General features: G+C 72.6%; 19 protein-coding genes. 7 read left to right on the top strand and 12 right to left on the bottom strand.

The annotated features are described in order from the left end of the window. Positions 1-50 precede the first annotated feature (50 nt). Entirely contained in the window at positions 51-1,124 is a 1,074-nt protein-coding gene (locus ACWGPF_RS06490) for an acyltransferase family protein (RefSeq protein WP_452332050.1), read from the top strand. Further along, the gene (locus ACWGPF_RS06495; protein ID WP_452332051.1) at positions 1,121-2,092 is read left to right on the top strand and encodes a glycosyltransferase family 4 protein; all 972 of its coding nucleotides are present in this window, start codon (positions 1,121-1,123) and stop codon (positions 2,090-2,092) included. Before ACWGPF_RS06490 ends, ACWGPF_RS06495 begins: the two co-directional genes overlap by 4 nt. A 25-nt stretch (positions 2,093-2,117) precedes the next feature. Here the strand turns inward: ACWGPF_RS06495 and ACWGPF_RS06500 are convergent, their stop codons facing one another. Genes ACWGPF_RS06500 through ACWGPF_RS06520 form a run of 5 tightly spaced genes read right to left on the bottom strand, consistent with a single transcriptional unit; the run spans position 2,118 to position 9,565 of the window. Next, the gene (locus ACWGPF_RS06500; RefSeq protein WP_452332052.1) at positions 2,118-4,679 is read right to left on the bottom strand and encodes a glycoside hydrolase family 78 protein; all 2,562 of its coding nucleotides are present in this window, start codon (positions 4,677-4,679) and stop codon (positions 2,118-2,120) included. Continuing rightward, positions 4,676-6,553 carry an alpha-L-rhamnosidase-related protein gene (locus ACWGPF_RS06505; protein ID WP_452332053.1) on the bottom strand — a complete coding sequence of 626 codons (1,878 nt, stop codon included), beginning with the start codon at positions 6,551-6,553 and terminating at the stop codon, positions 4,676-4,678. The genes ACWGPF_RS06500 and ACWGPF_RS06505 overlap by 4 nt, the downstream gene beginning before the upstream one ends. After that, positions 6,550-7,380: a carbohydrate ABC transporter permease gene (locus ACWGPF_RS06510; RefSeq protein WP_452332054.1), complete on the bottom strand. Its 831-nt coding sequence runs from the start codon at positions 7,378-7,380 to the stop codon at positions 6,550-6,552. Before ACWGPF_RS06510 ends, ACWGPF_RS06505 begins: the two co-directional genes overlap by 4 nt. Then, on the bottom strand, positions 7,377-8,246 hold the full coding sequence (locus tag ACWGPF_RS06515; RefSeq protein WP_452332055.1) for a carbohydrate ABC transporter permease: 870 nt from the start codon (positions 8,244-8,246) through the stop codon (positions 7,377-7,379). Before ACWGPF_RS06515 ends, ACWGPF_RS06510 begins: the two co-directional genes overlap by 4 nt. 2 nt (positions 8,247-8,248) lie before the next feature. Continuing rightward, positions 8,249-9,565, bottom strand: coding sequence for an ABC transporter substrate-binding protein (locus tag ACWGPF_RS06520; RefSeq protein WP_452332056.1), 1,317 nt, complete (start codon positions 9,563-9,565; stop codon positions 8,249-8,251). Positions 9,566-9,711: 146 nt separating this feature from the next. On the opposite strand from ACWGPF_RS06520, the gene ACWGPF_RS06525 reads away from it, so the two are divergent. From ACWGPF_RS06525 to ACWGPF_RS06535, 3 genes are all read left to right on the top strand, one after another. Further along, positions 9,712-10,719 (top strand): LacI family DNA-binding transcriptional regulator, encoded by a 1,008-nt coding sequence (locus tag ACWGPF_RS06525; protein ID WP_452332057.1) that lies wholly within the window; start codon positions 9,712-9,714, stop codon positions 10,717-10,719. 75 nt (positions 10,720-10,794) lie between these two features. Next, positions 10,795-12,222 carry an O-antigen ligase family protein gene (locus ACWGPF_RS06530; protein ID WP_452332058.1) on the top strand — a complete coding sequence of 476 codons (1,428 nt, stop codon included), beginning with the start codon at positions 10,795-10,797 and terminating at the stop codon, positions 12,220-12,222. After that, positions 12,219-13,247 (top strand): hypothetical protein, encoded by a 1,029-nt coding sequence (locus ACWGPF_RS06535; RefSeq protein ID WP_452332059.1) that lies wholly within the window; start codon positions 12,219-12,221, stop codon positions 13,245-13,247. The genes ACWGPF_RS06530 and ACWGPF_RS06535 overlap by 4 nt, the downstream gene beginning before the upstream one ends. Positions 13,248-13,659: 412 nt before the next feature. On the opposite strand, the gene ACWGPF_RS06540 is transcribed toward ACWGPF_RS06535, so the two are convergent. The 7 genes from ACWGPF_RS06540 to ACWGPF_RS06570 all read right to left on the bottom strand — a co-directional run bounded on the left by ACWGPF_RS06540 (position 13,660) and on the right by ACWGPF_RS06570 (position 22,724). Then, positions 13,660-14,649 carry an endonuclease domain-containing protein gene (locus tag ACWGPF_RS06540; RefSeq protein ID WP_452332060.1) on the bottom strand — a complete coding sequence of 330 codons (990 nt, stop codon included), beginning with the start codon at positions 14,647-14,649 and terminating at the stop codon, positions 13,660-13,662. A 392-nt stretch (positions 14,650-15,041) separates the two neighbouring features. After that, the gene (locus ACWGPF_RS06545) at positions 15,042-16,037 is read right to left on the bottom strand and encodes a glycosyltransferase family 2 protein (protein ID WP_452332061.1); all 996 of its coding nucleotides are present in this window, start codon (positions 16,035-16,037) and stop codon (positions 15,042-15,044) included. Then, entirely contained in the window at positions 16,034-17,236 is a 1,203-nt protein-coding gene (locus ACWGPF_RS06550; protein ID WP_452332062.1) for a polysaccharide biosynthesis protein, read from the bottom strand. Before ACWGPF_RS06550 ends, ACWGPF_RS06545 begins: the two co-directional genes overlap by 4 nt. 283 nt (positions 17,237-17,519) lie before the next feature. Continuing rightward, a complete protein-coding gene (locus ACWGPF_RS06555) occupies positions 17,520-18,461 on the bottom strand; it encodes a glycosyltransferase family 2 protein (RefSeq protein WP_452332063.1) in 942 nt (313 codons plus the stop codon). Positions 18,462-18,481: 20 nt separating this feature from the next. Next, positions 18,482-20,056 carry a hypothetical protein gene (locus tag ACWGPF_RS06560; RefSeq protein ID WP_452332064.1) on the bottom strand — a complete coding sequence of 525 codons (1,575 nt, stop codon included), beginning with the start codon at positions 20,054-20,056 and terminating at the stop codon, positions 18,482-18,484. A 141-nt stretch (positions 20,057-20,197) separates the two neighbouring features. Then, the gene (locus ACWGPF_RS06565) at positions 20,198-21,718 is read right to left on the bottom strand and encodes a hypothetical protein (protein ID WP_452332065.1); all 1,521 of its coding nucleotides are present in this window, start codon (positions 21,716-21,718) and stop codon (positions 20,198-20,200) included. Between the two features lie 52 nt (positions 21,719-21,770). Then, positions 21,771-22,724: an NAD-dependent epimerase/dehydratase family protein gene (locus tag ACWGPF_RS06570; protein WP_452332066.1), complete on the bottom strand. Its 954-nt coding sequence runs from the start codon at positions 22,722-22,724 to the stop codon at positions 21,771-21,773. Positions 22,725-22,822: 98 nt separating this feature from the next. Between ACWGPF_RS06570 and ACWGPF_RS06575 the strand changes: the two genes are divergently transcribed. Together ACWGPF_RS06575 and ACWGPF_RS06580 are read left to right on the top strand one after the other, a co-directional pair. Beyond that, on the top strand, positions 22,823-23,497 hold the full coding sequence (locus ACWGPF_RS06575; RefSeq protein ID WP_452332067.1) for an arsenate reductase/protein-tyrosine-phosphatase family protein: 675 nt from the start codon (positions 22,823-22,825) through the stop codon (positions 23,495-23,497). A gap of 123 nt (positions 23,498-23,620) precedes the next feature. Continuing rightward, a complete protein-coding gene (locus ACWGPF_RS06580; RefSeq protein ID WP_452332068.1) occupies positions 23,621-24,997 on the top strand; it encodes a polysaccharide biosynthesis tyrosine autokinase in 1,377 nt (458 codons plus the stop codon). Positions 24,998-25,001 lie beyond the last annotated feature (4 nt).

Raw genomic sequence — 25,001 nt, forward strand, 5'->3', positions numbered from 1 at the left:
CGGACGGCGCGCGGCCATCCGCCCCGCCGCCGGTGCATAGGATCGAACCCATGGCTGCGAACGACCGCATCGGGTGGATCGACGCGGCTCGAGGGGTCTGCGTGCTCGCGGTCGTGCTCATGCACACGACCCTCTCCGCCTACATCGGCTATCTGCAGCCAGGCGACTCCACCGCCTTCTGGGCGTGGTTCATCGACGCCATGACCCCCTTCCGGATGCCCGGTCTCGCCCTCCTCAGCGGCATGCTCCTCGCCCGCCGCATCCGGGCCGGATGGTCCGACCGCAGCGTCCGCGCCTCCGTCGCCTCATCGTCCTGGCTGTACGCCGTCTGGCTCCTCGCCTTCGCCCTGTTCGCCGGGTTCATCGGCTCGTACGTCTGGACCGGCCCCATCGGCATGGGGGAGGGGATCGCCTGGGGCGCCTTCCTCAACCAGCTCGTCCTCCCGCGCACCCTCCTCTGGTACGTCTTCGCCCTCGCCGTGTGGACCGCCGTCCTCACGACACTCCACCGCGTCGACCCGGCCCTCATCCTCACCCTGCTCGCCGCGCTGTCGATCTGCAGCCACTACGTTCCCGTCTCCGACGACAGCGATCAGTACCGCAACGTCCTCCGCTACGCCGTCTTCTTCGCGATCGGCGTCTACGGCTCCGCCTGGCTGCGCGACCGTATCGGCCGCCACCACCTCCCGCTCATCGTGGCCGCCCTCGCGACCTACCTCGGCGCGGGCGGCATCATCGCGGCGGGAGGCGACGCCGACGTCGCCGCCGTGCTCTCCGTCCCCCGCGACACGGCCGCGGCCATCCTGCTGCTCGCCCTGATGGCAGGGGTCTGCCGGGCCCGCCCGATCGGCTCCGCCCTCGCCTGGGTCGGCCGTCGCACGCTGCCGATCTACGTCCTCCACGGGATCGCCCTCGAAGCGCTCGCGCTCGGTGTGCCGCACTGGGGCCTCCTCATCGACCGCCCCGTCGTCCGCAGCATCGCGCCGCTCGTCGTCGCGCTCGCCATCGCCCTCGTGTGCATCGGCGTGCACGCGGGCGTCATGCGCACTCCCGCCCGCGTCGTGTTCGAGCTCCCCCGCCCCCTGCGTCGGCGGATCCTCGCGGCGAGAGAATGGACCCCATGACCCGCATCGCCATCGACACCCGCTGGGACGGCATCGCCGGCATCCAGCGCTACTCCCGCGAGGTCCTCCCGCGGCTGCGCACCCCGTGGGTCTCGCTCGGGTTCGACGGCGACCACCTCGCCCCGCTCGACTCCCTCCGCCGCGTGCCCGACGTCGACCTCGTCTACTCACCCGGCTACAACGCGTTCGTCCGCGCCAGGCGGCAGCTGCTCACGCTGCACGACCTCATCCAGCTCGAGAGCGACTGGCCCGGTCGCGCCAAGTTCCTCGCCTACTACCGGTTCGCCGTGCGCCCCGTCGTCCGCCGCACGGGCGTCGTGCTGACCGTCTCGGAGACCTCGAAGCGCGCCGTCGAGGAGTGGCTCGGGGATGACTCGGTGCGCGTCGTCAACGCCGGCATCGGATGCTCCGACGCCTTCCGCGCCGACATCGCGCCCGCTGAGACCCCCGACCCGTACGTCATCTACGTCGGCAACCTGCGCTTCCACAAGAACCTCGTCACGGTGCTCGACGCCCTCGCCCGCGTACCCGACGCACGCCTGCGCGCGCTGCTCCCCGCGGCCGAGCACGACGAGGCGCGGCGGCTCTTCGCCGAGCGCGGCATCGCGGAGCGCGTCGACCTGCTGCCGCGGCTCGACGACGACGCGCTCGCCCGCGAGTACCGGGGCGCCGCGGCCACGGTCATGCCGTCGACCCTCGAGGGGTTCGGCCTGCCCGCCCTCGAGAGCGTCATGACCGGCACCCCGGTGCTGTACTGGCGCGGATGCGCGGCCGTGGCCGAGACGGCGGACGGCCGCGGCACCGCCGTCGAGGGCGCGCACGACGTCGAGGCGTGGGCCGCGGCCATCCGCTCGTCGCTCGCGTCGCCGACCCGCGTCGCGCCGCCGACGACGGGCTACGACTGGGACGCCACGGCGCGCATCATCGACGCGACCCTCGCGGAGACGGCGGCCGCTGGCGGCCGCTGAGGGGGCGGTGCTCCGTCCGATCCGCTCAGCGCATCGGCGTCGAGAACCCGTGACTCCCGTGCGACACCGTCGACGTCTCGCCGGAGGGCAGCACGACCTCGGCAGTCACTCCCACGGGAATCTCCACGTCGAGCGCGAAGACACCGTCCGACAGCGTCCACGACACCGCGATGTCGCCGTACGGGGATGCGTGCCGTGCCCGCGCCGACGTCAGCCCGCCACCCGGCCGCGGGGCGATGCGCACCGTGCGGCTGCCGGGCGAAGACGGCGAGATGCCTCCGATCTCGCGGTGCATCCAGTCGGCGATCGACCCCAGGGCGTAGTGGTTGAACGAGGTCATCTCGCCCGGGTTCACCGTGCCGTCGTCGAGCAGGCTGTCCCACCGCTCCCAGATCGTCGTCGCGCCCTTGTCGACCATCGACAGCCATGACGGCGTCGAGTCCTCGAGGAGCATCGCGAACGCCTCGTCGGGATGGCCCGTCGACGTGAGCGCGTCGGCGACGAGGTTGACGCCGGCGAACCCGGCGCCGACCCGGTAGCCGTTGCCGCGGACGAGGCGCGCCAGCTCCGCACCGGCGACCGCGGCCATCCGCTCGTCGAGTAGCCCGAAGACGATCGCGAGCGCGTACCCGGTCTGCGTCGGGTCGGCGAGCCGCCCGTCGGCGTCGAACCACCGCGCGCGGAACGCGGCGGCGACCTCGTCGGCCAGCGCCGCGTATGCCGGCGCCGACGCGTCGCCGAGCACCTCGGCCATCTGCCCCGTACGCCGCGCCGACTGCGCGAGGAACGCCGTCGCCACGAGGGCAGGGTCGGTCTGCGCGGCGGCCGGATCCTCCGGCGGCGCCGTCGGGTCGAGCCAGTCGCCCAGCTGCCGGTCGCCGTCCCACAGCCGCGACGCGCCCGCGCGCCCCGCCACCTGGTCGACCCACGCCCGCGCGCTCGCGAACTGGCGGGCGAGCAGCTCGCGGTCGGCGTAGCGGCGCCAGAGGTCCCACGGGGTGAGCGCCGCCGCATCGCCCCACGCCGCGATCGGCCGGCCCGGCGTCCACCAGAAGCCGCCGGGGATGAACGGCACGTACACGGGCACCGTGCCCACGCGCCGCTGCTCCGCCGCCAGGTCGCGCAGCCAGCTCGAGAGGAACCCCGCGCAGTCGTACAGGTACGTCGCCGTCGCGGCGAACACCTGGATGTCGCCCGTCCACCCGAGGCGCTCGTCGCGCTGCGGGCAGTCGGTCGGCACGTCGACGAAGTTCGACCGCATGCTCCAGAGCACGTTGTCGTGCAGGCGGTCGAGGCGTGCGTCCGACGTCTCGAGCCAACCCGTGCGGCGCATGTCGGAGTGGTACACGCGTCCCGTGATCTCGATGCCGTCGAGCGAGCCGTCGTACCCCGACACCTCCGCGTACCGGAACCCGTGGATCGTGAACCGCGGCTCCCAGTCGATCGACCCGTCCGAGCCGAGGTAGCGGTCCTCCGAGACTGCGTCGCGCAGGGTCCGCGTGTAGAGCTCGCCCTCCTGCAGCACCTCCGCATGCCGGATGAGCAGCTCGCCCGAGACGCCGCCCGCCGCGCGCACCCGGACGCGCCCCGCGAAGTTCTGCCCGAAGTCGACGAGGATGCGCCCGTCGGGCCGCCGTTCGGCCGACACGGGCGCGAGCTCCTCCGTGCACCGCACCGCGGGGCCCTCGGGCGCGACGAGCGTGCCGTGCGCGATGTGCGCGGCACGCGCCGGCGGCCATCCGGCGTCGTCGAACCCGGGGGAGCTCCAGCCGGCGGGCACGGCACCCGCGTCGAACGTCTCGCCGAGGTACAGGCTGCTGCGCAGGATGGGCGACGGCGCGGCCGTCCACCCTCCGTCGGTCGAGAGCACCACGCGCGACCCGTCGGCGAGGTCGACCTCGAGCTGCGCGAGCAGCGCGATGTCGGCGCCGTACAGGTCGGCCTGGCCGCCGCCGAACCCGAGGCGCCCCCGCCACCATCCGTCGCCCATCCAGGCGCCCACGACGTTGTCGCCCTCGCCGAGCAGCTCCGTCACGTCGTACGCGTGGTACCGCAGCCGATCGGAGTACACCGTCCATCCCGGGTTGAGCACGTCCTCCCCGACCCGTCGGCCGTTGACCTCGAGCTCGTAGACGCCGTGCGCCGTGGCGTACAGGCGCGCCCGTCGGACCGGCGACGGCAGCGCGAACGCCCGGCGGAACAGCGGCGGCCGGCGGTCGTCGCCGGCATCGTCCCACGGGGGCTGGATGGCGGCGCCCTCCCAGTCGAGCGGATCGAGGAGCCCCGCCTCCACGGCTGACGGCTCCGACCATCCCGACGCCGATCCGTCGGCGCCGACGACGCGCACGCGCACGACCGCCTCCTCACGCGAGGAGAGCGGGCCATCCGGCCACGGCACGAGCACCGACTCGTCGCCCGGCACCGCGAACACGCGGCCCGCTCCGCCGCGCACGACCTCCACCTCGCAGCCCGCCTGCGCCCATCCGGGATCGGCGGTCGTGCGCCAGGAGAGACGGGGCGTCGGCGTTCCGACGCCGAGCGCGTCGTCGAGGTGCTCGAAGCGGACGGGGGTCACGTGCACGGTCATGCGGTTCCTTCCTCCATGGCGAAGCGCCTCTCCACGCGGGTCGGGCCGACGACGTCGTCGCCCAGCCCTGTGACGCGCATGCCCGCGGGCACGTCCACCGTCACGATGTCACGTTCTGCGTGCACGACGAGATCGCCGAGCGGCGTGGGGACGACGGCGGCCGCCCACACGAGGTCGCCGAGGGCCGGGGCCACCCGCGCCGCGCTCCACCCCGGCGCGAGCGGTTCGATGCCGAGCACGGCGCGGGGGAGCAGCGCAGCCGGCGCCGCACCCCATGCGTGGCAGAGGCTCTTGCCGAACGGCCGCCCGTACATCTCGTAGGGCGAGCGGCCCTCCTCCGGGAACTCCTCCCAGAACGTCGTCGCGCCGAGGTCGAGCATCGGCAGCCACTTCTCGCGGATGCGCGCGACGGCAGCCCCGGGCCGCCCGGCCGTGATGAGCGCGGTGAGCGCGAACCCCGTCATGAACGGCGTCCGCACGTCGTCGAGCCGCGTCGCGATCGCGTCGGCCACGCTCGCCGGGATGCCGTCGTGCAGGCCGGCCAGCACCGCGAGCAGGTTCGGATACGGCGAAGGGCCGCTCGCGGGCTCGAGATGCTCGCGCCACACCCCCCGCTCCGCATCCCATCCGCGCGCCCGCAGCACGGCGCCCGCCCGCTCGGCGACCCCCGACCAGTGCGCGGCGCGCGGATGGCCGGCGAGCGCGAGCAGCCCGGCTCCCGCCCGTGCCGCCCACGCGAACAGCACCTGCAGCGCGCACAGGTCGCGGTCAGGCGTCCACTCGACGCCCCAGTCGATGAGAACGGGCCCGCCGGGGAAGCCGGTGGGCCGCCGCGGACGCAGCACGCCGTCGTCGTCGACGTCCGACGAGAGCCCCTCGAGCAGCTCGGCGACGTCGGCCGCCCGCCGCGCGAGGGGCACGGTGTCGCCGAACTGCAGGCGATGCGCGGCGTGCGACACCACCCACCACAGCGAGTAGTCGACGATGCCGTTGACGTAGCCGTCGGGTCGGCCGAGCGCGTCGAGGGTGTCGCGGGTCGCCTCGCCGTCGCCCAGGGCGTAGGCGTGCGACACGAGGTTGAGCGCGAGGTCGCCGCCCCACGGCATGCGGTCGCGCTTGAGGCCGTCGACGTCGAGGCGCTGCGCGCACACGCGGGTCGTGTACGCGGAGACCGCCCACACGCGGGTGAGGGCGTCGTCCGAGCAGGCGAAGGCCCCCGGGCGCTCCACGCTGCGCGCATTGGCCTCCAGCACGACCTCGTCGGCGCCCTCCACGACGAGGTACCGCAGGCCCACGCGCGCCCGCGTCGTCCAGGTGCCGTGATCGCGCCGGACGACCTCGACCCGCGCCTCGTGCCCGCTCTCGGCCCGCGCCTCCGCGATCGACTCGCCCACCCGCACCCGGGGGAGCGCCGCCGCGCGGATGACGGGCCGCGCGAGCACGGTCGCCCCCGCATCGAGGAGGTCGTCGCCGAGCGGGGTCGGCCGCAGCACGGCGATCGGCTCGTCATCGCGGTGGGGCGGATGCTCGCCGCCGCGCCGCCTGTCCGGCTCGACCCAGCCGCCGTCGTGCTCGACGAGCCAGCCGCGTCCGTCGTCCACGAGGCACGCAGGGCCGCCGTCGTCCGCGACGGCCTCGACCATCCCGCCGTCGGCGGCACGGAACCGCACGCGCGCCGCGGCCCGCCGCTGGTTGCGGTCGTAGCCGACGTCGACGGCGCCCGCGTAGCCGTCGTCGACGACCGTGTCGAGCATCCCCCTGGCGAACCCGCCCGGGGCGTACAGCCAGTCGCGATCGCCGGTCGCTGCCATCCGCAGCGGGAACGGATCGGGGCTCGCCGCGCGCGACAGCGCGAGGATCTCGTCCGCCCTCATCCCTTCACCGCGCCAGAGGTCATGCCCGCGACGATCTGACGGTTGAAGAAGATGTACATGATGAGCGGCGGGATCGTGATGAGCAGCACGTCCATGAAGAGGAGGTTCCAGTTGCTCACCGCCTGCGACGAGAACGTGAAGAGCGTCAGCTGCACGGTCGCGTTCTCGTCTCCGGGCAGGAAGTACAGCGCGTAGGTGAAGTCGTTGAAGACGAACACCGACTGCACGACGACGACCGTCATGACGACGGGCTTCAGCAGTGGCAGGACGACGGTGAAGAACAGCCGCAGCGGCCCCGCCCCGTCGATCGTCGCCGCCTCGTCGAGCTCGCGCGGGATGGTCGCCACGAACGCCCGGAAGAGCAGCACGCAGAACGAGAGCCCGAACGCGACGTGCACGAACACGAGTCCCGGCAGCGTCTTGAACAGGCCCAGCGACTGCAGCACCCAGATCGTCGGGACGACGGCGGGCGGGATGATGAGCCCCGACAGCACGAGCGCGTTGACGACACGGTTCCACCGCGACGACCTCCGCTGCAGGACGTAGCCGACCATCGCCGCGAGGACGACCATGATCGCCACCGACGCCACCGTCAGCACGATGCTGTTCGCGAACGCCCGCAGCAGCAGGAAGTCGCGGTTCTCGACGACGGCGACGAGGTTGTCGACGAACGCCCACTCGGTCGGCCACGTGAAGCCGAGCTGCGAGGCCTCCTGCTGCGTCTTCGACGCCGTCAGAACGATGAACGCGAACGGCACGATGAAGACGACGACGGAGAGGACGATGGCGGCCAGCCCGCCGCCGACACGCCAGACGCGGGTGCTCACAGCTCGGTCTCCTTGCGGTTGAGCCAGGCCGACAGCGGGAAGATGATCGCCGCGACCACGAGGAAGAGGATGACGTTGCCGGCCGTCGAGAGCCCGAAGAAGCCGGCCTGGTACTGCTTGTAGATGACCGAGGCGATGACGTCGCTCGTGAAGCCCGGCCCGCCCTTCGTCATCGCCCAGATGAGGTCGAACGACCGCAGGCCTCCGATGAGCGACAGCAGCACGACCGTGACCGTCGCCGGCCGCAGCAGCGGCAGAGTGATGTGGCGGAAGTGGTGCCAGGCGCTCGCGCCGTCGACGCGCGCCGCCTCCGAGTACTCCTGGGGGATCGCGACGATCCCGGCGATGTAGATGAGCGCGGCGAGTCCGACGCCCTTCCACACGTCGACGAGCGCGACCGAGAGGAGGGCGAGCGCCGGGTCGGTCAGCCATCCCGGCCCCGTGGCCCCGAAGAGCTCGATGACGCGGTTGACGAGCCCGTCGAAGGGATCGAGCAGCACCTTGAAGGTGATGCCGACCCCGATCGTGGAGACGAGCACGGGGAAGAACACGACGCTCCGCAGGAACCCGCGGCCGATGATCTGGGCGCTCAGGAGCAGGCCCAGGGCCATCCCGAGCACGACCTTGAGCGCGCTCGTGACCGCGGCGAACACGAAGGTGTTGACGAAGCCGGTCGACAGAGCGGGGTCCTGGAAGAACGCGACGAAGTTGTCGAAGCCGATGAACTCGGAGTCGAACAGCGTCCATCGCGTGAGGGCGAAGTAGAGGGACGCCCCCGTCGGGATGAGGAACAGGACGACGTAGAAGACGCCGGCCGGAAGGAAGAACCACGACGGGTACATGCTCCGGCGACGGGGGCGTGCCATGGTCACCAGCCTTCGATGCCCAGCTGCTGGGCCTGCTTCGTCACGTCGTCGTCGTACTGCTGCGCGCCCTCGGTGGCGGGGGTGATGCCCGATCCCACGGCGACCGTGATCTGCTCGAGCGACGGGCCCTTGATGGGGGAGAGGAACTCGAGCGCGTTCTGCACCGTGCCGGCGTCGAAGTACGCGACCTCGTCGGTCACGACGGGCGGCACGTCGTCGCCGAGCTCGCAGCCGTCGATGACGAACGGGCCGTAGGGCACGCCCGTCGCCTCCACCTGCACGGCGCAGCTCTCGGGCGTCGTGAGCCAGGCGAGGAACGTCTTCGCCGACTCCAGGCGCGCCCCCTCGGTCGACGTCGGCACGTACACGGCTCCGGGCTGCCAGACGGTGAGGGCGTTGTCTGCGGCCGACTCGCCGGGGATGGCGAACAGGCCGATGTCGTCGACGGCGTCGGGGTTGTTCGCGGCGATGTTCTGGATGGCCCACGACAGGATCGGGTAGTGCGCGCCCTCGCCGTCGGCGAGCATCGCGAGCGCCTCGTCGTAGGTGGTCGACGCGTAGTCCTCGTTGAAGAGGCCGGCGGCGTTGAGCTCCTCGAGGTGCCGGAAGCCCGCGAACGCGGGGTCGTCGACGTACTTCGCCTCGTTCGCCGTGTACGCGTCGGCCCAGTCGGGGTCGGCTGCCATGACGTTCGCGAAGTCGCCGAGCACGAGGACCTGCGACGTCCAGGTCTCGCCGTACGACTGGATGATCGGTGCGACGTCGGGCGCCTGCGCCTTCACCGCCTCGGCGTTCGCGACGAACTCGTCCCACGTCGTCGGGACCTCGAGGCCCAGCTCGGCGTAGACCGTCTTGTTGTAGAAGATCGCGCCGGAGGACGTCTGGCCGAGCGGGGCGCCGTAGAAGCCCTCGTCGGTCGACACCACGGGGGTGAAGCTGTCCTGCAGGGTCGAGACCCACTCCTCGTCGCCGAGGTCGACGAGCATCTGGTCGGGGTTGAGCGCCTGCAGGAGCGACCCGGTGTTGTAGGCGAACAGGTCGGTCATCTCGCCCGTCGAGAGGCGCGTCTTCACGATGTTGTCGCCCTCGGTGCCCTGCGGGCGCGTCTCGATGTCGACGTGGATCTCTGGGTGCGCCTCCTCGAAGGCGGCGACAAGCGCCTCCATGGTCGCGACGGTCGTCTCGGCGTTGTCGATGAGGATCGAGATCTCGGAGCCGTCGTCCGAGGAGCTGCCGCCGGAGCACCCGGCGAGGACGAGCGCCGAGGCGCCCGCGAGGGTCGCGCCGACGAGCAGCCGGCGAGGGGGGCGAAGGGACATCGGAGGGCCTCCTGAGGGGGAACGTCATCGTCTCGGCCGCGCGTCCTCGCGCGGCAATCCCCGACTGTAGGGAGGCGTTGAAACGTTTGTCAATCGATCTACGTAGATTGATCTACGAATCGTTGCCGCGCTGTTATCCTGAGGCGGTGACGCGCACCGCCGCCGCTCAGGCGACCATCCAGGACGTCGCAGCCCTGGCTGGCGTCTCGCGCGCCGCGGTGTCGAAGGTCATCCGCGACGCCTACGGCGTGAGCCCCGCGATGCGCGAGCGCGTGAACGCCGCGATCGAGGAGCTCGGCTACCGGCCGCGCGTCGGTGCCCGCGCCCTCCGCGGCGCCACCCACACGATCGGCTTCGAGCTGCCCGCCTTGACGAACCCGTTCTTCGCGAAGATCCTCACGGGCGCGACGGAGGTCGTCGAGGACACCGCCTATCAGCTCATCGTCGCGCCGACGCCGCCCGGCAAGTCGGAGCGCCGCCCCATCGACGCCCTCCTCGACCGACAGGTCGACGGGCTCGTCGCGATCTCGCCCGAGGTGGAGCAGGAGTGGCTCGAGCGGCTCGCGCCCGCGACGCCCATCGTCATGATCGGCCGCCACGACGACTCGCTGCTGTACGACACCGTCACGGGGGACGACGAGGGCGGGGCCGAGCTGCTGCTCCGGCACCTGGTCGACCTGGGCCATCGGCGCATCGGCCACATCACGATCGCGACGGCCCGGTCGGGCGACACGTCTCCGCACGGGCGACGCCTCGGCGTGTACGAGCGGATCGCCGCCGAGCTCGGCACGGCCCCGCTCGTCGCGCGGTCCGGGCAGGGGGCCGACGCCGCCTACGACGCCGCGCGCCGCCTGCTCGCGGCCGATGAGCCGCCCACGGCGATCTTCGCGGGCAACGACACGCTCGCCCTCGAGGCGCAGCGCGCGCTCGCCGACGCAGGGGCGCGCGACGTCTCGGTCGCGGGCTACGACGACGTCGACATCGCCGGCCATCCCGGCATCGACCTCACGACGATCGACCAGGACGGCGTCGGGATGGGGCGCACCGCGGTGCGCCTGCTGCTCGAGCGCATCGCCGGGCGTGACCAGCCCGTGCACGCCGTGAGCCCCGCCGCGCTCCGCGTGCGCGGCTCCACGCGACCGCCCGCCGTGTAACCCGGGTACGTCGATTCCGGCGCGCGAGCGCTCGCGGGTTAGCCTGGAGGGAGCCGATCGGGACTGGGGGTGCCGATGATCGTCGTCGCGGAACCGTCGTTCCTCGATTCGCGGACCCCGATCGAGATCCTGCTCGTGCTCGCGGCCGCGGCCGTCGGCGCCGCCGTCATCGTCTTCCTCTCGTTCCGCCTGCCGGCGCGCATCCTGCTCGGCGGGGCGTTCGTCCTCGGCGTGCTGCAGTTCTTCGGGCCGTTCGGGTTCACCTCGCTAGGCCTCGTCGCGACCGCGGCGCTGCTGCCGGGGGCGCTCTGGCGCTTCCGCCGCACGGGCGGACACGGATGGCTGTGGATGCTGCTCGCGCTCGCCGTCTGGCAGACGATCTCCGTGCTGTGGGCGGACAAGGTCGGCTCGGCCGCGTACGGCGTGCTGCTCTCCGTCGCGCTGGCCGCGACGTTCCTGCTCGCGAGGGAGACCATCCGCGTCTCGCCCGACGGGCTCGTCTCGGCGCTGCGGATCGGCGCTCCGGCCGTGCTCCTGCAGGCGTGGCTCGTGACGCTCTTCCGCTTCTTTCCCGACCTCGAGCGTGCGTACCTGACATCGCCCGTCGCGCGCCTGTTCACGGAACCGGGCGTCGAGTTCATCGCGCTCGGCAGTACGGAGAACGTCAACGACGTCGTCAAGGCCGGCGGCACCTTCCTCAACGCCAACACCGCGTCGCTCTTCCTCGCCGTCGTCGCCTGCCTCTACCTGTGGGGCGCGCTGCAGCGCCCCGGACGTCTCACGGTCTGGCTCTTCGCCGCCATCGGCGCGATCGCGCTCGACGCGTCGCTCGGCACCGGGTCGAAGACTCCCATCGTCGCGATCGCGGCGCTGCCCGTGCTCGGCGTGCTGCTGCTCGTCGCGGTGCGCAGGCCGCTCCTCGCGGTGCTCGTCGCGGTGGCCGGAGCGGCCGTCGGCGCCGCCGGCATCGCGGCCGTGGCGGCGGTGCGCCCCGGTCTGCTGTTCGAGACCATCCGCACGCTCAACGAGCGCGGGCGCCTGTGGGGCGTCGTGCTCCGCGAGATGCCGGAGCACTGGTTCACGGGGCTCGGGTTCGGCAACTGGCGGCTCACCATCGTCGAGCAGTGGCGCATCGCGTTCCCCGGCCGCGGGCTGCAGCTCTTCCCGCCGCACAACCTGTTCGCGCAGGCCTGGGCCGACGCCGGCCTCATCGCGCTCATCCTCACGCTCGTGCTGTCGTTCTGGCCCGTGATCGCGACCGTGCGCCGGATCGCCGCGAATCGCGGCGACAAGCTGCTGTCGCGCTCGTCGGCCGAGCTGCTCGTGGTGTTCGTGGGGGTGACGTGGGTCATCGCGCACGGCATGCTCGACACGACGACGTTCCTCGGCGACAACCACGTGCTGCCGTTCTTCGGGGCGATCGTCGCCGTCGCGTTCTCGGCGCGCCTCGGGAGGCGGCAGGATGGAGCCATCCCGTCGCCCACCGTCAGTCAGGCCGCATGACCACCTACGTCTACTACCCGCGCGGGCTCGCCACGGGCGGGCCCGAGGCGCTCCACCAGCTCGTCGACTCCCTCCGTCGGCAGGGAAGGGAGGCGTTCCTCGTTCCCGTGCCCGGCACGGAGGGCGCGCCGCGCGCCGAGCGCTACGCGCACTACGACGCCCCGGAGGCGCCATCCGTCGTCGACGCGGAGGGCAACGAGGTCGTCGTGCCCGAGACGCAGGCGCTGCTGCTGCGCGACCTCGAGCACGCGCGCCCCTTCGTGTGGTGGCTGTCGATCGACTACGCGCCGCGGTTCGTCATCGAGCGGGCGGGCCGCTCGACGCTGCCGATCGAGCGCACGCGGATGTCGCGGCCCCCGCTGCTGTGGCTGCGTCACCTCAAGCGAGCCCTGCGCGGATGGCGGACGGGGGAGGACGCGATCCTCGCCGGTGCGGGGCACCTCGTCCAGTCGCACTACGCCTGGAACCACGTGCACGCGCACCTCGGCCGCGTCGGGACCATCCTCTCCGACTACACGCCGCTCGCGCCCGTCGCCGCGTCGGTCGAGGGCCGGGCGCCGCGGATCGCGTACAACCCGGCGAAGTCGGCCGTCATCATGCGCGAGCTGGCACGCCGCCGCCCCGACCTCGAGCTGCTGCCGCTGCGGGGGATGACGGGCGACGAGGTCGCCGAGGCGCTGCGGACCTCGCTCGTGTACCTCGATCTCGGCACGCACCCCGGCAAGGATCGCATGCCGCGCGAGGCCGCCGCGATGGGAGCGATCGTGCTCGTCGCCCGCCGCGGCGCCGGCGCGAACGACGTCGACGTGCCGCTGCCGTGGGAGCACAAGGTCGATGTGCTCCCCGACGTCGTCGACGCGGCGATCGGCGCGCTCGACGCCGTGCTCGCTGACCCCGCGGCGGCGCTCGCCGCCCAGGAGCCGTACCGTGCCCGCGTCGCAGGCGAGCGCGACCGCTTCGACCGCGAGGTGGCCGCCGCGTTCGTGCGTCGCGAGCTCGGGCGCGACGGCGTCGCGGCGCTGTAGGGGGTTGCGGCGGGGCGGCGGTCGGGGCGGCGGCGCGGTGCTTCGTCAGTGCGGATGTGGGCCTCTTCACGCTTCGCCAGTGCGGATGTGCGCTTGAAGGCGGTTTTACGTCTACATCCGCACTGGCGAATGGCGGCGGGTGCTCGCGGCGCGGCAGCGGCTTTGCGGGGCGGTCCTTCGCCAGTGCGGATGTGGGCCTCTTCAGGATTCGCCAGTGCGGATGTGCGCCTGAAGGCGGTTTTATGTCTACAACCGCACTGGCGAGTCGCGGTGGGTGCTCGCGGCGGTGCGGCGGGGCTTGCGGGGCGGTGCTTCGCCCGTGCGGACGTCGGCCTGAAGGCGGCTTTTCGCCCATCCGCACTGACGAAGCGCCGGGGTACCTACATCCGCACTGGCGAACGCCGAGGTGCGGTCAGAAGTGCATGCCCGCGCGCAGCAGTGCGTCGCTCACCCTGCGGACGACCTCGGCGGGCTGCCTGAAGACGTGATGGCCGGTGAGTCGGACTCGCTCCCAGCCGATCTCCGTCAGCCGTTGATACCGATCGATGTCGCGCAGGAACTGCGCACGCTCGCGGTGGCCGTCGCCCTCGAACTCGACGACCACCCGGGCGCGCCGGTAGACGAGGTCACCGCACGCGACGAGCTCGCCATCCTCATCGAAGATGTCGGCGTTCAGCTCGGGTTCGGGCAGGCCGGCGTCGAGGAGGATGAGTCGCGTGAAGGTCTCGGGCCGCGACGCGGAGCCCGTTCTCACCTGGGGGAGAGCATCGAGGAGCTTACCGACGCCGACGCGTCGACCAGCACCCGCCGCTGCCGCGAGCTCATCGATGCTCGCGAGCGGCGGGCGCCGCAGCCGACTCGTCCCCGGGATGCGTTCGAGCCGCACCATATGGTCGCCGACGACGACGAGGTCGCGGACGCTGAGGAACGGCGCGAGCGTCGCCCACGTCGATGCCGGCGTGGTGAGTCGGAATCCGTCGTGCTCGGTGACTTCGACCAGGTGGGGCATGATCTGCACGCTGCGGAGTCCGTCCCGGCGCATCGGCGTTCCGGGGTGGAGCGTGCCGACGTAGAGCACACCGTGCAGAGCGGCGGGCAGCGGCGTGTTCCACCCCAGGGCGGCGGAGGGGCCGAGGAAGAACGCCCGCTCCGGCATCACCGGAGCGAGGGAGCGCATGCGCCTCATCGCATCGACGACCTCGAGCTGAGCATCGGATGGCGCGCGGCCGGCGACCGGTTCGGGCACCCCGATGAGGATGGCGCCCTCGCGGACACGGGCGCCTCGGAATGGGCGTTCGAGGTCGCCGGCGAGCAGCCGCTGGCGCGGCACGCCCGCGGCGATCGCGTCGGCGACGGAGAAGGCATCGCCGAGTGCGGCGGGTATCGGAGGAAGTTCGCGCATGGGCCCACGATGCGGGACGTCGGTTCCTCCGAGAGTCGTTGTGCACAGGCTCCATCCGCCACACGCCGGGATCGTCGCGGTGTGGACGGGAGGACATCCCCTGGCGGGGCAATGGCCGCGTCGGGGGCGATCCGTGGCGTCGGTGTGATGGTCGCGTCGTTCGCCAGTGCGGATGTCGGTGTGAGGGGGTGTTTTGCCTGACATCCGCACTGGCGAGTGGCGGCGCGGTCGACATCCGCACTGGCGAACGTCGACGGGGCTGGCAAACGCATCCGCACGAGCGAACGCCGACAGGGCGGAGCGAACGCCGGCCGACGGGGCGGAGCGAACGCCGGCCGACGGGGCGACGGGCATCGTCAAGCGGGCCGGGCCGCCGGCGCACCCTCACACTGTCAGCGACGGAAAGCGCGCAGGAGCCGTCGCATGCCGTGCTGCTCGGGCGGCAGATCGCGCAGGAGCAGCGGCGCGACGTCGGCGACGACCTCGGCCTGGATGCGGCGCCGCTCGCGCACCGCGTGCGGCAGCAGGCGGCCGGCGTCGACCACCCCGCGGATGGCGTGCGCTCCCGACCCCGTCGCGACGGCCTTCCCGAGCATCAGGGCGAACAGCAGGGCGAACCGCGGCCACACGATGCGGCGGAGCCCCGCCGGCACGTTCTTCACGAGCAGCAGCGGCAGATTCTGGAACGACTGATGCACGGTGAACCCCGGGATCCGCCCGCTCGTCGCTCCGATGCGGTGGTGAGCGACGGCCTCCGGCGTGTAGACGATGCGGTACCCCGCGAGGCGTGCGCGGAATCCGACGTCGATGTCCTCGAAGTACGCGAAGAACGTCTCGTCGAAGAGTCCGATCGCGTCGAAGACCTCGACGCGGTACAGCGAGGCGCCGCCGCTCGCGGAGAACACCTCGCCGGCGGCCGGCGCAGCCTCGCGCGGCTCGCCGCGGTGCTGCGGGTACGGCATGCCCCACACGCTCAGCCCGTCACCCGCCGTGTCGATCGTGCCGGCGACAGCCGCGTCGTCGGAGCGCCGCACGAGGAGGCCCGTCACGATCGACGCATCCTCGTCCTCCAGCGTGGCCGCGAGCGCGGCGAGCCATCCGGGCTCTGGCAACGCGTCGTTGTTGAGGAGCGCGACGGCGTCGTAGCCCTCGTACTGCGCGAGGCGGATGCCGACGTTCACACCGCCCGCGAAACCGAGGTTCTCCGGCTCGAGCCGCAGCCGCATCGCGCCCTCGCGCGCCCGCAGCCGCCGCACGTCGTCCGGCCCCGAGCCGTTGTCGACGACGAGCACGTCGTGCGGCTGCGTCTGCCGCGAGAGCGCGTCGAGGCACTCCTCCGTGTCGGCGATGCCGTTCCAGTTGAGCACCACGACGAGGATGCGCATCATGCCGCCTTCTTCCGGGCGCCGACCAGCAGCGCGACCTGCACGAGGAGGACGACGAGCTCGGCGGATGCGAGCCCCGCCGCGCCGCCGACCGACCCCCACAGCGCCGAGAGCGCGAGCGTCGTGGGCACGCCGACGACAGCGCCCGCGACGACGCTCGCGAACACGGCCTTCGTGCGGCCGAGGGGAACGAGAGCGTGGCGGCCGAGCGAGGTCGTGAGCGAGATGCACAGCACGGCGACGCCGAACAGGATGGCGGTGGCCTCGTCCATCGCCTGGTCGGCGAAAAGCACGCCCGTGAGCCAGGGGCCGAGCAGTGCGAACGCCGCCAAGCCGAGTATGCCGAGGACGGCATGCATGAGGAGCGCACGCCGCGCCCGGCCTCCGAGAACGGCCATGCCGTCTTCGACGACCCATCCCTGCAGCGCGTTTCCCTGCGCGCCGATGACGGTCTGGCCCATCCGGAACAGCTTGTCGCCGGACACGTATCCCGCGGCTTGGGCCGTCGTCGTCCCCGCGGTCACGAGCGTGACGGCGAGCGATGTGTACGCGCCGCTCACGGTCTCCGTCGCCGCCGCGGGAAGGTGGGCGCGGGCGAACGCGAGCGACCCGCGCCATCCGCCGCCGAGCAGTCGACTCGGGCGGATCACGGAGACGGCGAACGCTCCCAGCCCGCCCAGGATGGCCGTGAGGAGGAACGCGGGATACCACAGCACCTCGCCGCCCAGCAGGATGACGACGCCTCCTCCCGCGGTCGCGAGGGCGCGCGGCGCGAGCTCGTACGCGATGAGCGGCAGCGGGCGCCCGACTCCCACGAGGTACCAGCTCGCGGAGAGCCCGCCGAGCGCGATCGCGACGGCCATGACGGCCGCCGTCGCCGTCTCTGTCGCGGGGGCGAGCAATGCGGCGGCGACGGCGGCGATCGCGGCGGCCGGCACGCTGGCGAGGAGCCGTGCCCGCGTGCCCGTCGCGAACAGGTCGGCGCGTTCGGATGCGGGCGCCGACGCGACGAGGGTCGGCCCGACGATGTTGAGGCCGAGCCCGACGATGAGGGCGCAGAATCCGCCCACCGACTGCCCGACGGCGACGCCCACCCAGGCGTCGTCGCCGGCCCTGGCGACGATCGGGAGGATGAGGAAGGGGACGAGCGCCGACACCGCCGGGATCGTCGAGAAGCTCAGCAGCCTTCGGGCGAGCGACATCAGCGTCGTCCCGCCCGGGACATCCGCACTGGCGAGTGGATGTGAGCGCGCACATCAATACATCCGCACTGGCGAGTGACGGGGAGGTGTCGCCCCGCCGGGCACATCCGCACTGGCGAGTGGATGTGAGCGCGCACATCGACACATCCGCACTGGCGAGCGCCGCCGCACTGGCGAGCACATCCGCACTGGCGAGCGTCGCCGCACTGGGGAGCGCCTCCGCCACCGCGCCTCGCCCCGGTCATCCGCACCGGCGAGTCGCGCAGCGCCCGTGCGGCGCGCATCAGCCTCGCTCCCAGTACGACTCCGCGCGCATCCGCAGCGAGAGCAGCAGGCCGATCGACGGATCGACCGCGTCGAGCGGAAAGTCGGGTCGCACCTCGCGGCGGGCAGCGCGCCATCCGGCGATGCGCCCCGTGAGCGACTTCAGGTCGCGGTGGAGGAGAAGGCGACGCAGGCACACGATCGCCTCCACGAGCAGGGCGCGGGCGGCGCGGCGCGTGCGCAGGACGCCCCACGCCCGCATCAGGTAGCCGCGCCCGAACCCGGCCAGGTACCGCTGCCGCGGTGACCCCTCGCCCGCCGACGCGCCGCCGATGTGCACGCCGCCCGGCTCGTCGAGGCCGACCGCCTGCCATCCGGCCGCGCGGAGCCGGAACGCGAGGTCGAGCTCCTCGCCGTACATGAAGATGCCCTCGTCGAGAAGGCCCACCTCGCCGAGGGCGCGCCGCCGGTACGCGGCCGCCGCGCCGTACGGCCCGAGGAGCGGCGGCGTCTCGGGGTAGGCGCGCGACGCCCCGTGGTAGCGCACGAAGCCCGCCGCCGTCGCGTCTGCGGTGATCCCGAGGGAGTCGATGCGGCCGTCCGGACGCAGGAGCAGCGGAGCGACGCTCCCGACCCCGTCCCCTCCCTCGTCGAACGCCGCGAGCACCTGCGCCGCGAGCGTCGGCTCGGCGACGACGTCGCTGTTGACGAGCATCACGAACGGCGCGTCGCCATGCGCCATCCCGCGGTTCGCGGTGTGCGCGAAGCCGCGGTTGCGCGTGTTGCGCAGCAGTGTCAGCTCGGGGAAGGCCGCCGCGATGCGATCGGCGCTGTCGTCGGGGGAGTGGTCGTCGACGACGATGACGGTGACGTCGACGGTCTGCGCCGCGAGCGCGCGGAGGCAGGGCTCGACGTGCTCCCAGCCGCCGTAGACGGGCACGACGACGTCGAGGGAAGGCATGCCCCCATCCTACGATCGGGTCACTGCAGGACCTGGAGGGTGCCGGCAGCGGTGCCCGTGAGATACACGGGATGGCCGCCCACGGCGAGCACGGTGAGGTTCGCGACGGCGGTCGCCGACGCCTCGTCTCCGTAGACGTCCTTCACCGTGACGGTGCCGCCGTCGGCGATGGCGATCGCGTGCGCCTGCGCGACCGCCCACACGATGCGGCCGACGCGGCCGTCGGGCCACGTCACCTTCACGGAGTGCACGTCGTCGTTCCCCGTCTCCTCGACCGTGAGCACGCCGTTCTGCACGAACCGCGACAGCACGGCCATGGTGACGGCGGCGTGCTTGGGCGACACCGACCCCGAGGCGACGTCCTCGTGATGGAAGAGGCCGAAGTTCGCCGCGGCGTTGTCGGGCGCGTTCCACGCGTCGATGAGGTTGTACGGCATGTAGCGTGTCGCTCCCGCGGCCAGGACGAGGGCGGCGTCGCGGACGAGGAAGGCGCCGGCGGCGTGCTCGGGCAGCCCGCCGGTCGCCGTGGTGTAGCCGGCCTCCTCGACGACGAGCGGAAGATCACGACCCGCCTTGGCCATGATCTCCTTCGCCGCGCGGACGGCGTTCTCGCCCTTGCCCTCGGGCGTCGATGCGAGCGTGTACGCGTGGATCGTGACCTGGTCGACATAGGCGAGCCCGCCGAGCGCCGCGAACTCGGCGAACCACGCGCGCGCCTGGCCGCCCTCGTCCCACCAGCCGTCGGCGGCGCCCACCGCGGGCCCCGTCACGGTCGCACCGGGCACGGCGGCCTTGATGGCCTGGTAGGCGGGCTTCAGGAGCGCGATGTAGCAGGCGGGCGTCTTCCCGCACGTGCTCGTGTTCGTCGCGGCGTTCGGCTCGTTGTACACGGCGTAGTCGACGCGCGTGCCGTAGATCCGCGCGGTCTTGGCGGCGAAGTCGGCGTACGCGGCGATGCACGTGCGCGACGACGGCGTCTTCCCGCCGTCGCACGATCCGTAGTACGCGAGCACGAGCACGGGGCGGATGCCCGCGGCGAGCAGGCGGTCGACCTCGCTCGTCACCTTCGCGTCCTGCGTGACGCCCGAGCGGGTGACCGACGCGGTCTCCCAGCGCCAGTCGACGCGCACGGTCGCGACGCCCACGGCGTCGGCTGCGGCCGTCTGGTCGACCGAGGCCGCGTGGATGTCGGGATGCGCCGTGGTGCCGAAGCGCGAGGTGTCGGTCGACGCCTTCAGCTGCGCGACGACGCCGATGCTCGTCGTCGTCGAGCCCGCGGCATCCGTGATGGTGAGGTCGTAGTACCCCGGCCCGAGCGCCGTGAGATCGAGCGTGCCCTTCCCCCCGTACGCCCAGCCGCTCCCCGAGCCGGCGACGGCGCCGTTCTCGTCCTTCGCCGTGTACGTCACGGTGGTGGATGCCGACGCGAACGTCACCACGACCCAGGACGCGTCGTACATCGTCACCGGGTCGGTGATCCGGGGCGCGCTCGCCGCATCGGCCGGCGCCGTCGAGAAGGGCACGAGCGCGGCCGCGATGAGGGCGGCCGCGAGGGCGAGGACGGGCATCCGGCGCAGGAGGGATGGTCGGGACATCGGGAGTCCGATCTCGGACGGGGGTCCGGGTCAGGCCGTCTCGGGGGCGACGGCTCTGGCCAGAAGATATCAGTATCCGAGGTCGGGGATGTTTCGTCGGGGAACCCTGTGGTTTCGCTATGCGGACCGGGGAATATATCGCTAACCGACGAGCGAGACCGCTCCGGACTCCCGCAGGATCACCGGGGTTCCGCCCACCTCGATCGCGTCGAGGTCGCCCGACAGGGGAGTGCCGAACATGTCGAGCGCGGTCGACGCCTCGACCGTCACCGTATGGCCGCGCGCCACCGACCACACGACCCGGTCCTGCGAGCCGTCGGGCTGGTCGATGCGCACGACGTGCAGATCGGGGTCCGCCGTCGTCTCGACGGCGACGACGGAACCGGCGCCGACGAGGCGGGCGAGCACCGCGTGCGCGATGCCGGCCGGCTTCGGCGTGAGGGTCCCCTGCGCGATGTCCTCATGGCGGAACATCCCGAAGTTCGCCTCACCGCCCTCCGGTCGATCCCAGTTGTCGACGAGGTTGTAGTACATGTACCGCTCCGCGCCCGCCGCGAGCACGAGCAGCGCATCGCGCACGAGGAACGCCGCCTGCGCGTCCTCCGGCAGACCCGACGCCGTCGTCGTGTACCCCGTCTCCTCCATCACCACCGGCCGCTCGACGCTCGCGGCGGCCATGATCTCGCGCACGGCCTGCACGACCGCCTCCTGCTTGCCCTCGGGCGGCGTCGTCAGCGAGTACGCGTGCACGGTGACCCGGTCGACGAGCGCGAGACCCCCGAGATCCGCGAACTCCTGGAACCACACCCGCGCGGGTCCTCCCACGTCCCACCATCCGTCGGTCGCCCCGAGGGCGGGGCCCGTCACGATGGCGCCGGGGACGGCCGCGCGGATGGCGGCGGCCGTGGGCTCGAGGATCTCGAGGTAGCACGCCGCCGTCGTCCCGCAGGCGCTCGTGGTCGTCGTCGCGTTGAACTCGTTGTACACGCCGTACTCGACACCCGTGCCGTAGTGGCGCGCCGCCTCGACGACGAAGTCGACGTACTCCTGGATGCACTCCGGCGTGGACGGCGTGCGGCCGTCGTCGCACTCGCCGTAGTACGCGAACACGAGGTTCGGCGTGATGCCCCGCGCCTGCAGGCGCGCGATCTCGCCCTCCACGTCGTCGCCGGGTGTCAGCCGCCCGTCCGCCTCGATCGCGTCCTCCCACCGCCAGTCGACGCGCACCGTGGCGGCCCCCACCGCGACGGCGGCGGCGGTCTGGTCGACCCCCTCGTGCAGCGAGGGGTGGGCGGTGGTTCCGAAGCGGGGCGACGGAGCGGCGTCGAGGTCGGCGACGATGCCGAGGCTCGAGGTGAGGAAGCCCGTGCCGTCGTCCGCGGTGAGGGTGAAGTAGCCCGGCCCCGCCTCCGAGAGGTCGATGACGGCGACGCCGCCGTGCGCAGGGGCCTCGCCCGACGCCGCCGTGTCGCCCTCCGCGTCCGTCAGCGAGTAGGACACCCCGTCGGTCGGCGTCGCGACGCGCACCTGCGCCGCGTCGGCGTCGTACACCGCGACCTCGTCGAGCAGCTGGAGCGCGGATGGCCGTTCGCCGGCGCATCCCGACGCGGCGAGCAGCGCGAGCAGGGCGCCGGCGGCGGCGAGGCGGGTGAGTCGGCGCATCGGGCTCCTTCTGGACGGGGGAGCGGGGCGTCGTCGGCCGGTCGGCACGAGCCTAGCGGCGGGGCCCCGCCTCCGTCTCCCACGAGGACACGAGGTCGGCGAGGGTCTGCGTGAGCGGAACGCGCGGCGCCCAGCCGAGCTCATCGCGGATGGCGTCGGCCGAGCCGCGGATCACCGCCGGATCGGTGGCGCGGATGCGCGTGGAGTCGAGCCGCAGCGGCGGCACGGGGCGGTCGAGCGCAGCGCACACGAGCGCGAGGATCTCCCGCCCGGAGCGCGAGACGCCCGAGCACACGTTGTAGACGGCGCGCGAGAGGCGCGGGGCGAGCGCGAGCATGAGGTACGCGGCCGCGACATCCCTCACGTCGGAGTAGTCGCGGCGCGTGTCGAGGTTGCCCACCCGCAGCTGCTGCCCCTCGGGCAGCGCCTGCAGGGAGGCGATGAGATCGGGCACGAGGAATCCGCTGCGCTGACGGGGGCCGATGTGGTTGAACGGCCGGGCCACAACCATGTCGAGTCCGCGGCGGCGATAGTGCTCGGCCTGGAACTCGAGGAGCATCTTGCTCACGACGTACGGCGACGACGGCGCGATCGGCGCCTCCTCGTCGAGCGGGGTGTCGTCGACGGGCGATGCGTAGACGGCGCCCGTCGAGACGATGACGCATCGGGGGCGGCGCGCATCGGGGGCGGCGAGCATCGATTCGCTCAGCGCCGTCATCATCGCGCTCGTGTCGGCGATGTACCGCTGCGGATGGTCGAACGACTCCCCGACGGCCGCGTGCCCCGCGAGATGGATGATCGCATCGGCGCCGACGTCGGGCCACCCCGCGGCCAGGTCGGCGATCACGACCTCGTCCGCGACGCCGTCCAGAGCAGCGCTCGAGAGGGGGGAGCGGACGATCGCGACCACTTCGTGACCCTGCGCCATCGCCACCTCGACCACGTGCCGGCCGACGAACCCTCCGGCGCCGGTGACGGCGATGCGGGCACGTCGAGCAGAGGTCATGGCGGTCCCTTCGGGGAGTCGGGGCGTGATGACGGCGACGGCATCGGGGAGCGGGCGCGAAGAGCGCCCCCGCCGGGACGATACCGTAATATCAGCCGGTGCCCCTCTCCTCGATCGTCGAACGGCTGCGCCGCTCGCAGGCGGAGGGCCCGACCGGCCCCTTCCGCGTCCTCGTCCTCTGCACCGGCAATCTGTGCCGATCGCGCATCGCGGAGAGCCTGCTGGCGCACCGCCTGGGCGCCGTCGTCGACGCCGGCTCGCTCATCGTCGAGAGCGCGGGCACGCGACCCGCCTCGGGCGTGTCGCAGCCGGCCGCCGTCCGCGAGGAGATCGAGCGGCTCGGCGGAGCGGTCGACGACTCGCCGCCCCGCGGGCTCGACGACGAGCTGCTGGCGCGCGCCGACCTCGTCCTCACCATGACGCGCGGTCAGCGCACGGCGGCGGTGCGTCGAGTGCCGGGGCTCCTGCGCCGCGCGTTCACGCTTCCGGAGTACGCCCGCCTCGCGGCGTCGCTCGCGGAGCGGCCGCCGGGGCAATGGCGGTCGGACGGCGACGACGCCGACGTGTTGCGTCGTATGACGGAAGCCGCCGCCCGCCGCCGGGGGACGATCCCGCCCGTCGACGACCCCGCCGCGACGGAGATCGCCGACCCGTTCGGCGGGGAACGGCCCGGGTACCGGGACGCCGCGGATCGCATCGACGAGGAGATCACCCTGCTCGCCGAAACCTTCGCGAAACTCCGCGGTCGAAATACCGGTCGAACCGTGCGGTAGTGTTCGAGCCGCGACCGTCTCCCCCGTGGTCGTTCTCGAGGGTCCACCGCATGTGCCCGGGCACCCAGCCCGCGCGTGTGCGCCCTCGGATCTGACGACTCTCGGAAGAGGTGGCCTGACCCGATGGAGCTGCGCGAATTCGTCGACACCCTGCGACGGCGGTGGATCACGATCACGATCGCCGTCCTCCTCGGTCTCGCCGCCGCGCTGGGGCTCGCCCTCGTGGCGACGCCGCAGTACCAGGCCTCGTCCCGGCTGTTCGTCGCGACCCAGACCGTGGGGTCGGCGGTCGAGGCGTTCCAGGGATCGAGCTACACCCAGGCGCGGATGCAGTCGTACGTCACGGTGGCGACGGATCCCGTCGTGCTCGACCCCGTGATCGAGCAGCTCGAGCTCGACACGACGGCCGAGGAGCTCGCGGGCGCGATCACCGCCCGGGTGCTGCCGGACACCGTGCTCATCGAGATCACGGCGGAAGACGCCTCGCCCGAGCGCGCGGCGGAGCTCGCCAACGCCGTCGCCGACAACCTCCGCACGGTCGTCGTCGACGAGCTCGAGAGCCAGGTCGGCGACGAGGACAGCCTCGTCAACCTGGCGCTCGTCAAGCGGGCCGTCGCCCCGGAATCGCCGTCGGCGCCGTCCATCCCGCTCTACCTCGTCGTCGGCGGCGTCATCGGCCTGGTGGTGGGCCTCGCGGTCGGCTTCGCCCGTCAGACGCTCGACACGCGCATCCACAGCGAGCGCGACGTCACGAGCCACACCGATGTGCCGATCCTCGCCGGGATGACCTTCGACACCGAGGCCGCCAAGCAGCCCCTCATCGTGCACGCCGACGCCTTCGCCCCGCGCGCGGAGGCCTTCCGCTCGCTTCGCACGAACCTCCAGTTCGCGAGCCTGGGCGCCGACAACCGCGTCGTCGTCGTGACCTCGGCCCTCCCTGGCGAGGGGAAGACGACCACGGCGGCGAACCTCGCGATCGCGCTCGCCGAGGCCGGCAAGCTCACGCTGCTCGTCGACGCCGATCTGCGGCGCCCCAAGACCGCCGACTACCTCGGGATCGAGGGCGGCGTGGGCCTCAGCGACGTGCTCGTCGGATCGGCCGAGCTCGCCGACGTGCTGCAGCCGTGGGGCGAATCCGACTCGCTCGCGGTGCTCGCGGCCGGCACGCGGCCTCCCAACCCGAGCGAGCTGCTGAGCTCGAAGGCGCTGGAGGACCTCCTGACCGAGCTGCGCGGCGAGTTCGACCAGATCGTCATCGACGCGCCCCCGCTCCTGCCCGTCACCGACGCCGCCGTCCTCAGCAAGGTCGCCGACGGCGCCCTCGTCGTGTGCGCCGTCGGCCGCACGCGCACGACGCAGCTGACGCACGCGCTCCACAACCTCGAGAGCATCCGGGCGCACATCTTCGGCATCGTCGTCAACATGCTCGCCACGCGCGGCCCCGACGCCTACGGGTCGTACGGGTACGCGTACGAGGGCGCGAGCTCGCGCGAGAGCTGAGCGA

This window comes from Microbacterium sp. NPDC055683 (assembly GCF_053617895.1).

What these genes read in the sequence shown, in the direction of transcription:
- ACWGPF_RS06490 (WP_452332050.1), top strand. Translation starts at nt 51, where the DNA reads ATGGCTGCGAACGACCGCATCGGGTGGATCGACGCGGCTCGAGGGGTC.
- ACWGPF_RS06495 (WP_452332051.1), top strand. Translation starts at nt 1,121, where the DNA reads ATGACCCGCATCGCCATCGACACCCGCTGGGACGGCATCGCCGGCATC.
- ACWGPF_RS06500 (WP_452332052.1), bottom strand. Translation starts at nt 4,679, where the DNA reads ATGACCGTGCACGTGACCCCCGTCCGCTTCGAGCACCTCGACGACGCG.
- ACWGPF_RS06505 (WP_452332053.1), bottom strand. Translation starts at nt 6,553, where the DNA reads ATGAGGGCGGACGAGATCCTCGCGCTGTCGCGCGCGGCGAGCCCCGAT.
- ACWGPF_RS06515 (WP_452332055.1), bottom strand. Translation starts at nt 8,246, where the DNA reads ATGGCACGCCCCCGTCGCCGGAGCATGTACCCGTCGTGGTTCTTCCTT.
- ACWGPF_RS06520 (WP_452332056.1), bottom strand. Translation starts at nt 9,565, where the DNA reads ATGTCCCTTCGCCCCCCTCGCCGGCTGCTCGTCGGCGCGACCCTCGCG.
- ACWGPF_RS06530 (WP_452332058.1), top strand. Translation starts at nt 10,795, where the DNA reads ATGATCGTCGTCGCGGAACCGTCGTTCCTCGATTCGCGGACCCCGATC.
- ACWGPF_RS06535 (WP_452332059.1), top strand. Translation starts at nt 12,219, where the DNA reads ATGACCACCTACGTCTACTACCCGCGCGGGCTCGCCACGGGCGGGCCC.
- ACWGPF_RS06540 (WP_452332060.1), bottom strand. Translation starts at nt 14,649, where the DNA reads ATGCGCGAACTTCCTCCGATACCCGCCGCACTCGGCGATGCCTTCTCC.
- ACWGPF_RS06545 (WP_452332061.1), bottom strand. Translation starts at nt 16,037, where the DNA reads ATGATGCGCATCCTCGTCGTGGTGCTCAACTGGAACGGCATCGCCGAC.
- ACWGPF_RS06550 (WP_452332062.1), bottom strand. Translation starts at nt 17,236, where the DNA reads ATGTCGCTCGCCCGAAGGCTGCTGAGCTTCTCGACGATCCCGGCGGTG.
- ACWGPF_RS06555 (WP_452332063.1), bottom strand. Translation starts at nt 18,461, where the DNA reads ATGCCTTCCCTCGACGTCGTCGTGCCCGTCTACGGCGGCTGGGAGCAC.
- ACWGPF_RS06560 (WP_452332064.1), bottom strand. Translation starts at nt 20,056, where the DNA reads ATGTCCCGACCATCCCTCCTGCGCCGGATGCCCGTCCTCGCCCTCGCG.
- ACWGPF_RS06565 (WP_452332065.1), bottom strand. Translation starts at nt 21,718, where the DNA reads ATGCGCCGACTCACCCGCCTCGCCGCCGCCGGCGCCCTGCTCGCGCTG.
- ACWGPF_RS06570 (WP_452332066.1), bottom strand. Translation starts at nt 22,724, where the DNA reads ATGACCTCTGCTCGACGTGCCCGCATCGCCGTCACCGGCGCCGGAGGG.
- ACWGPF_RS06580 (WP_452332068.1), top strand. Translation starts at nt 23,621, where the DNA reads ATGGAGCTGCGCGAATTCGTCGACACCCTGCGACGGCGGTGGATCACG.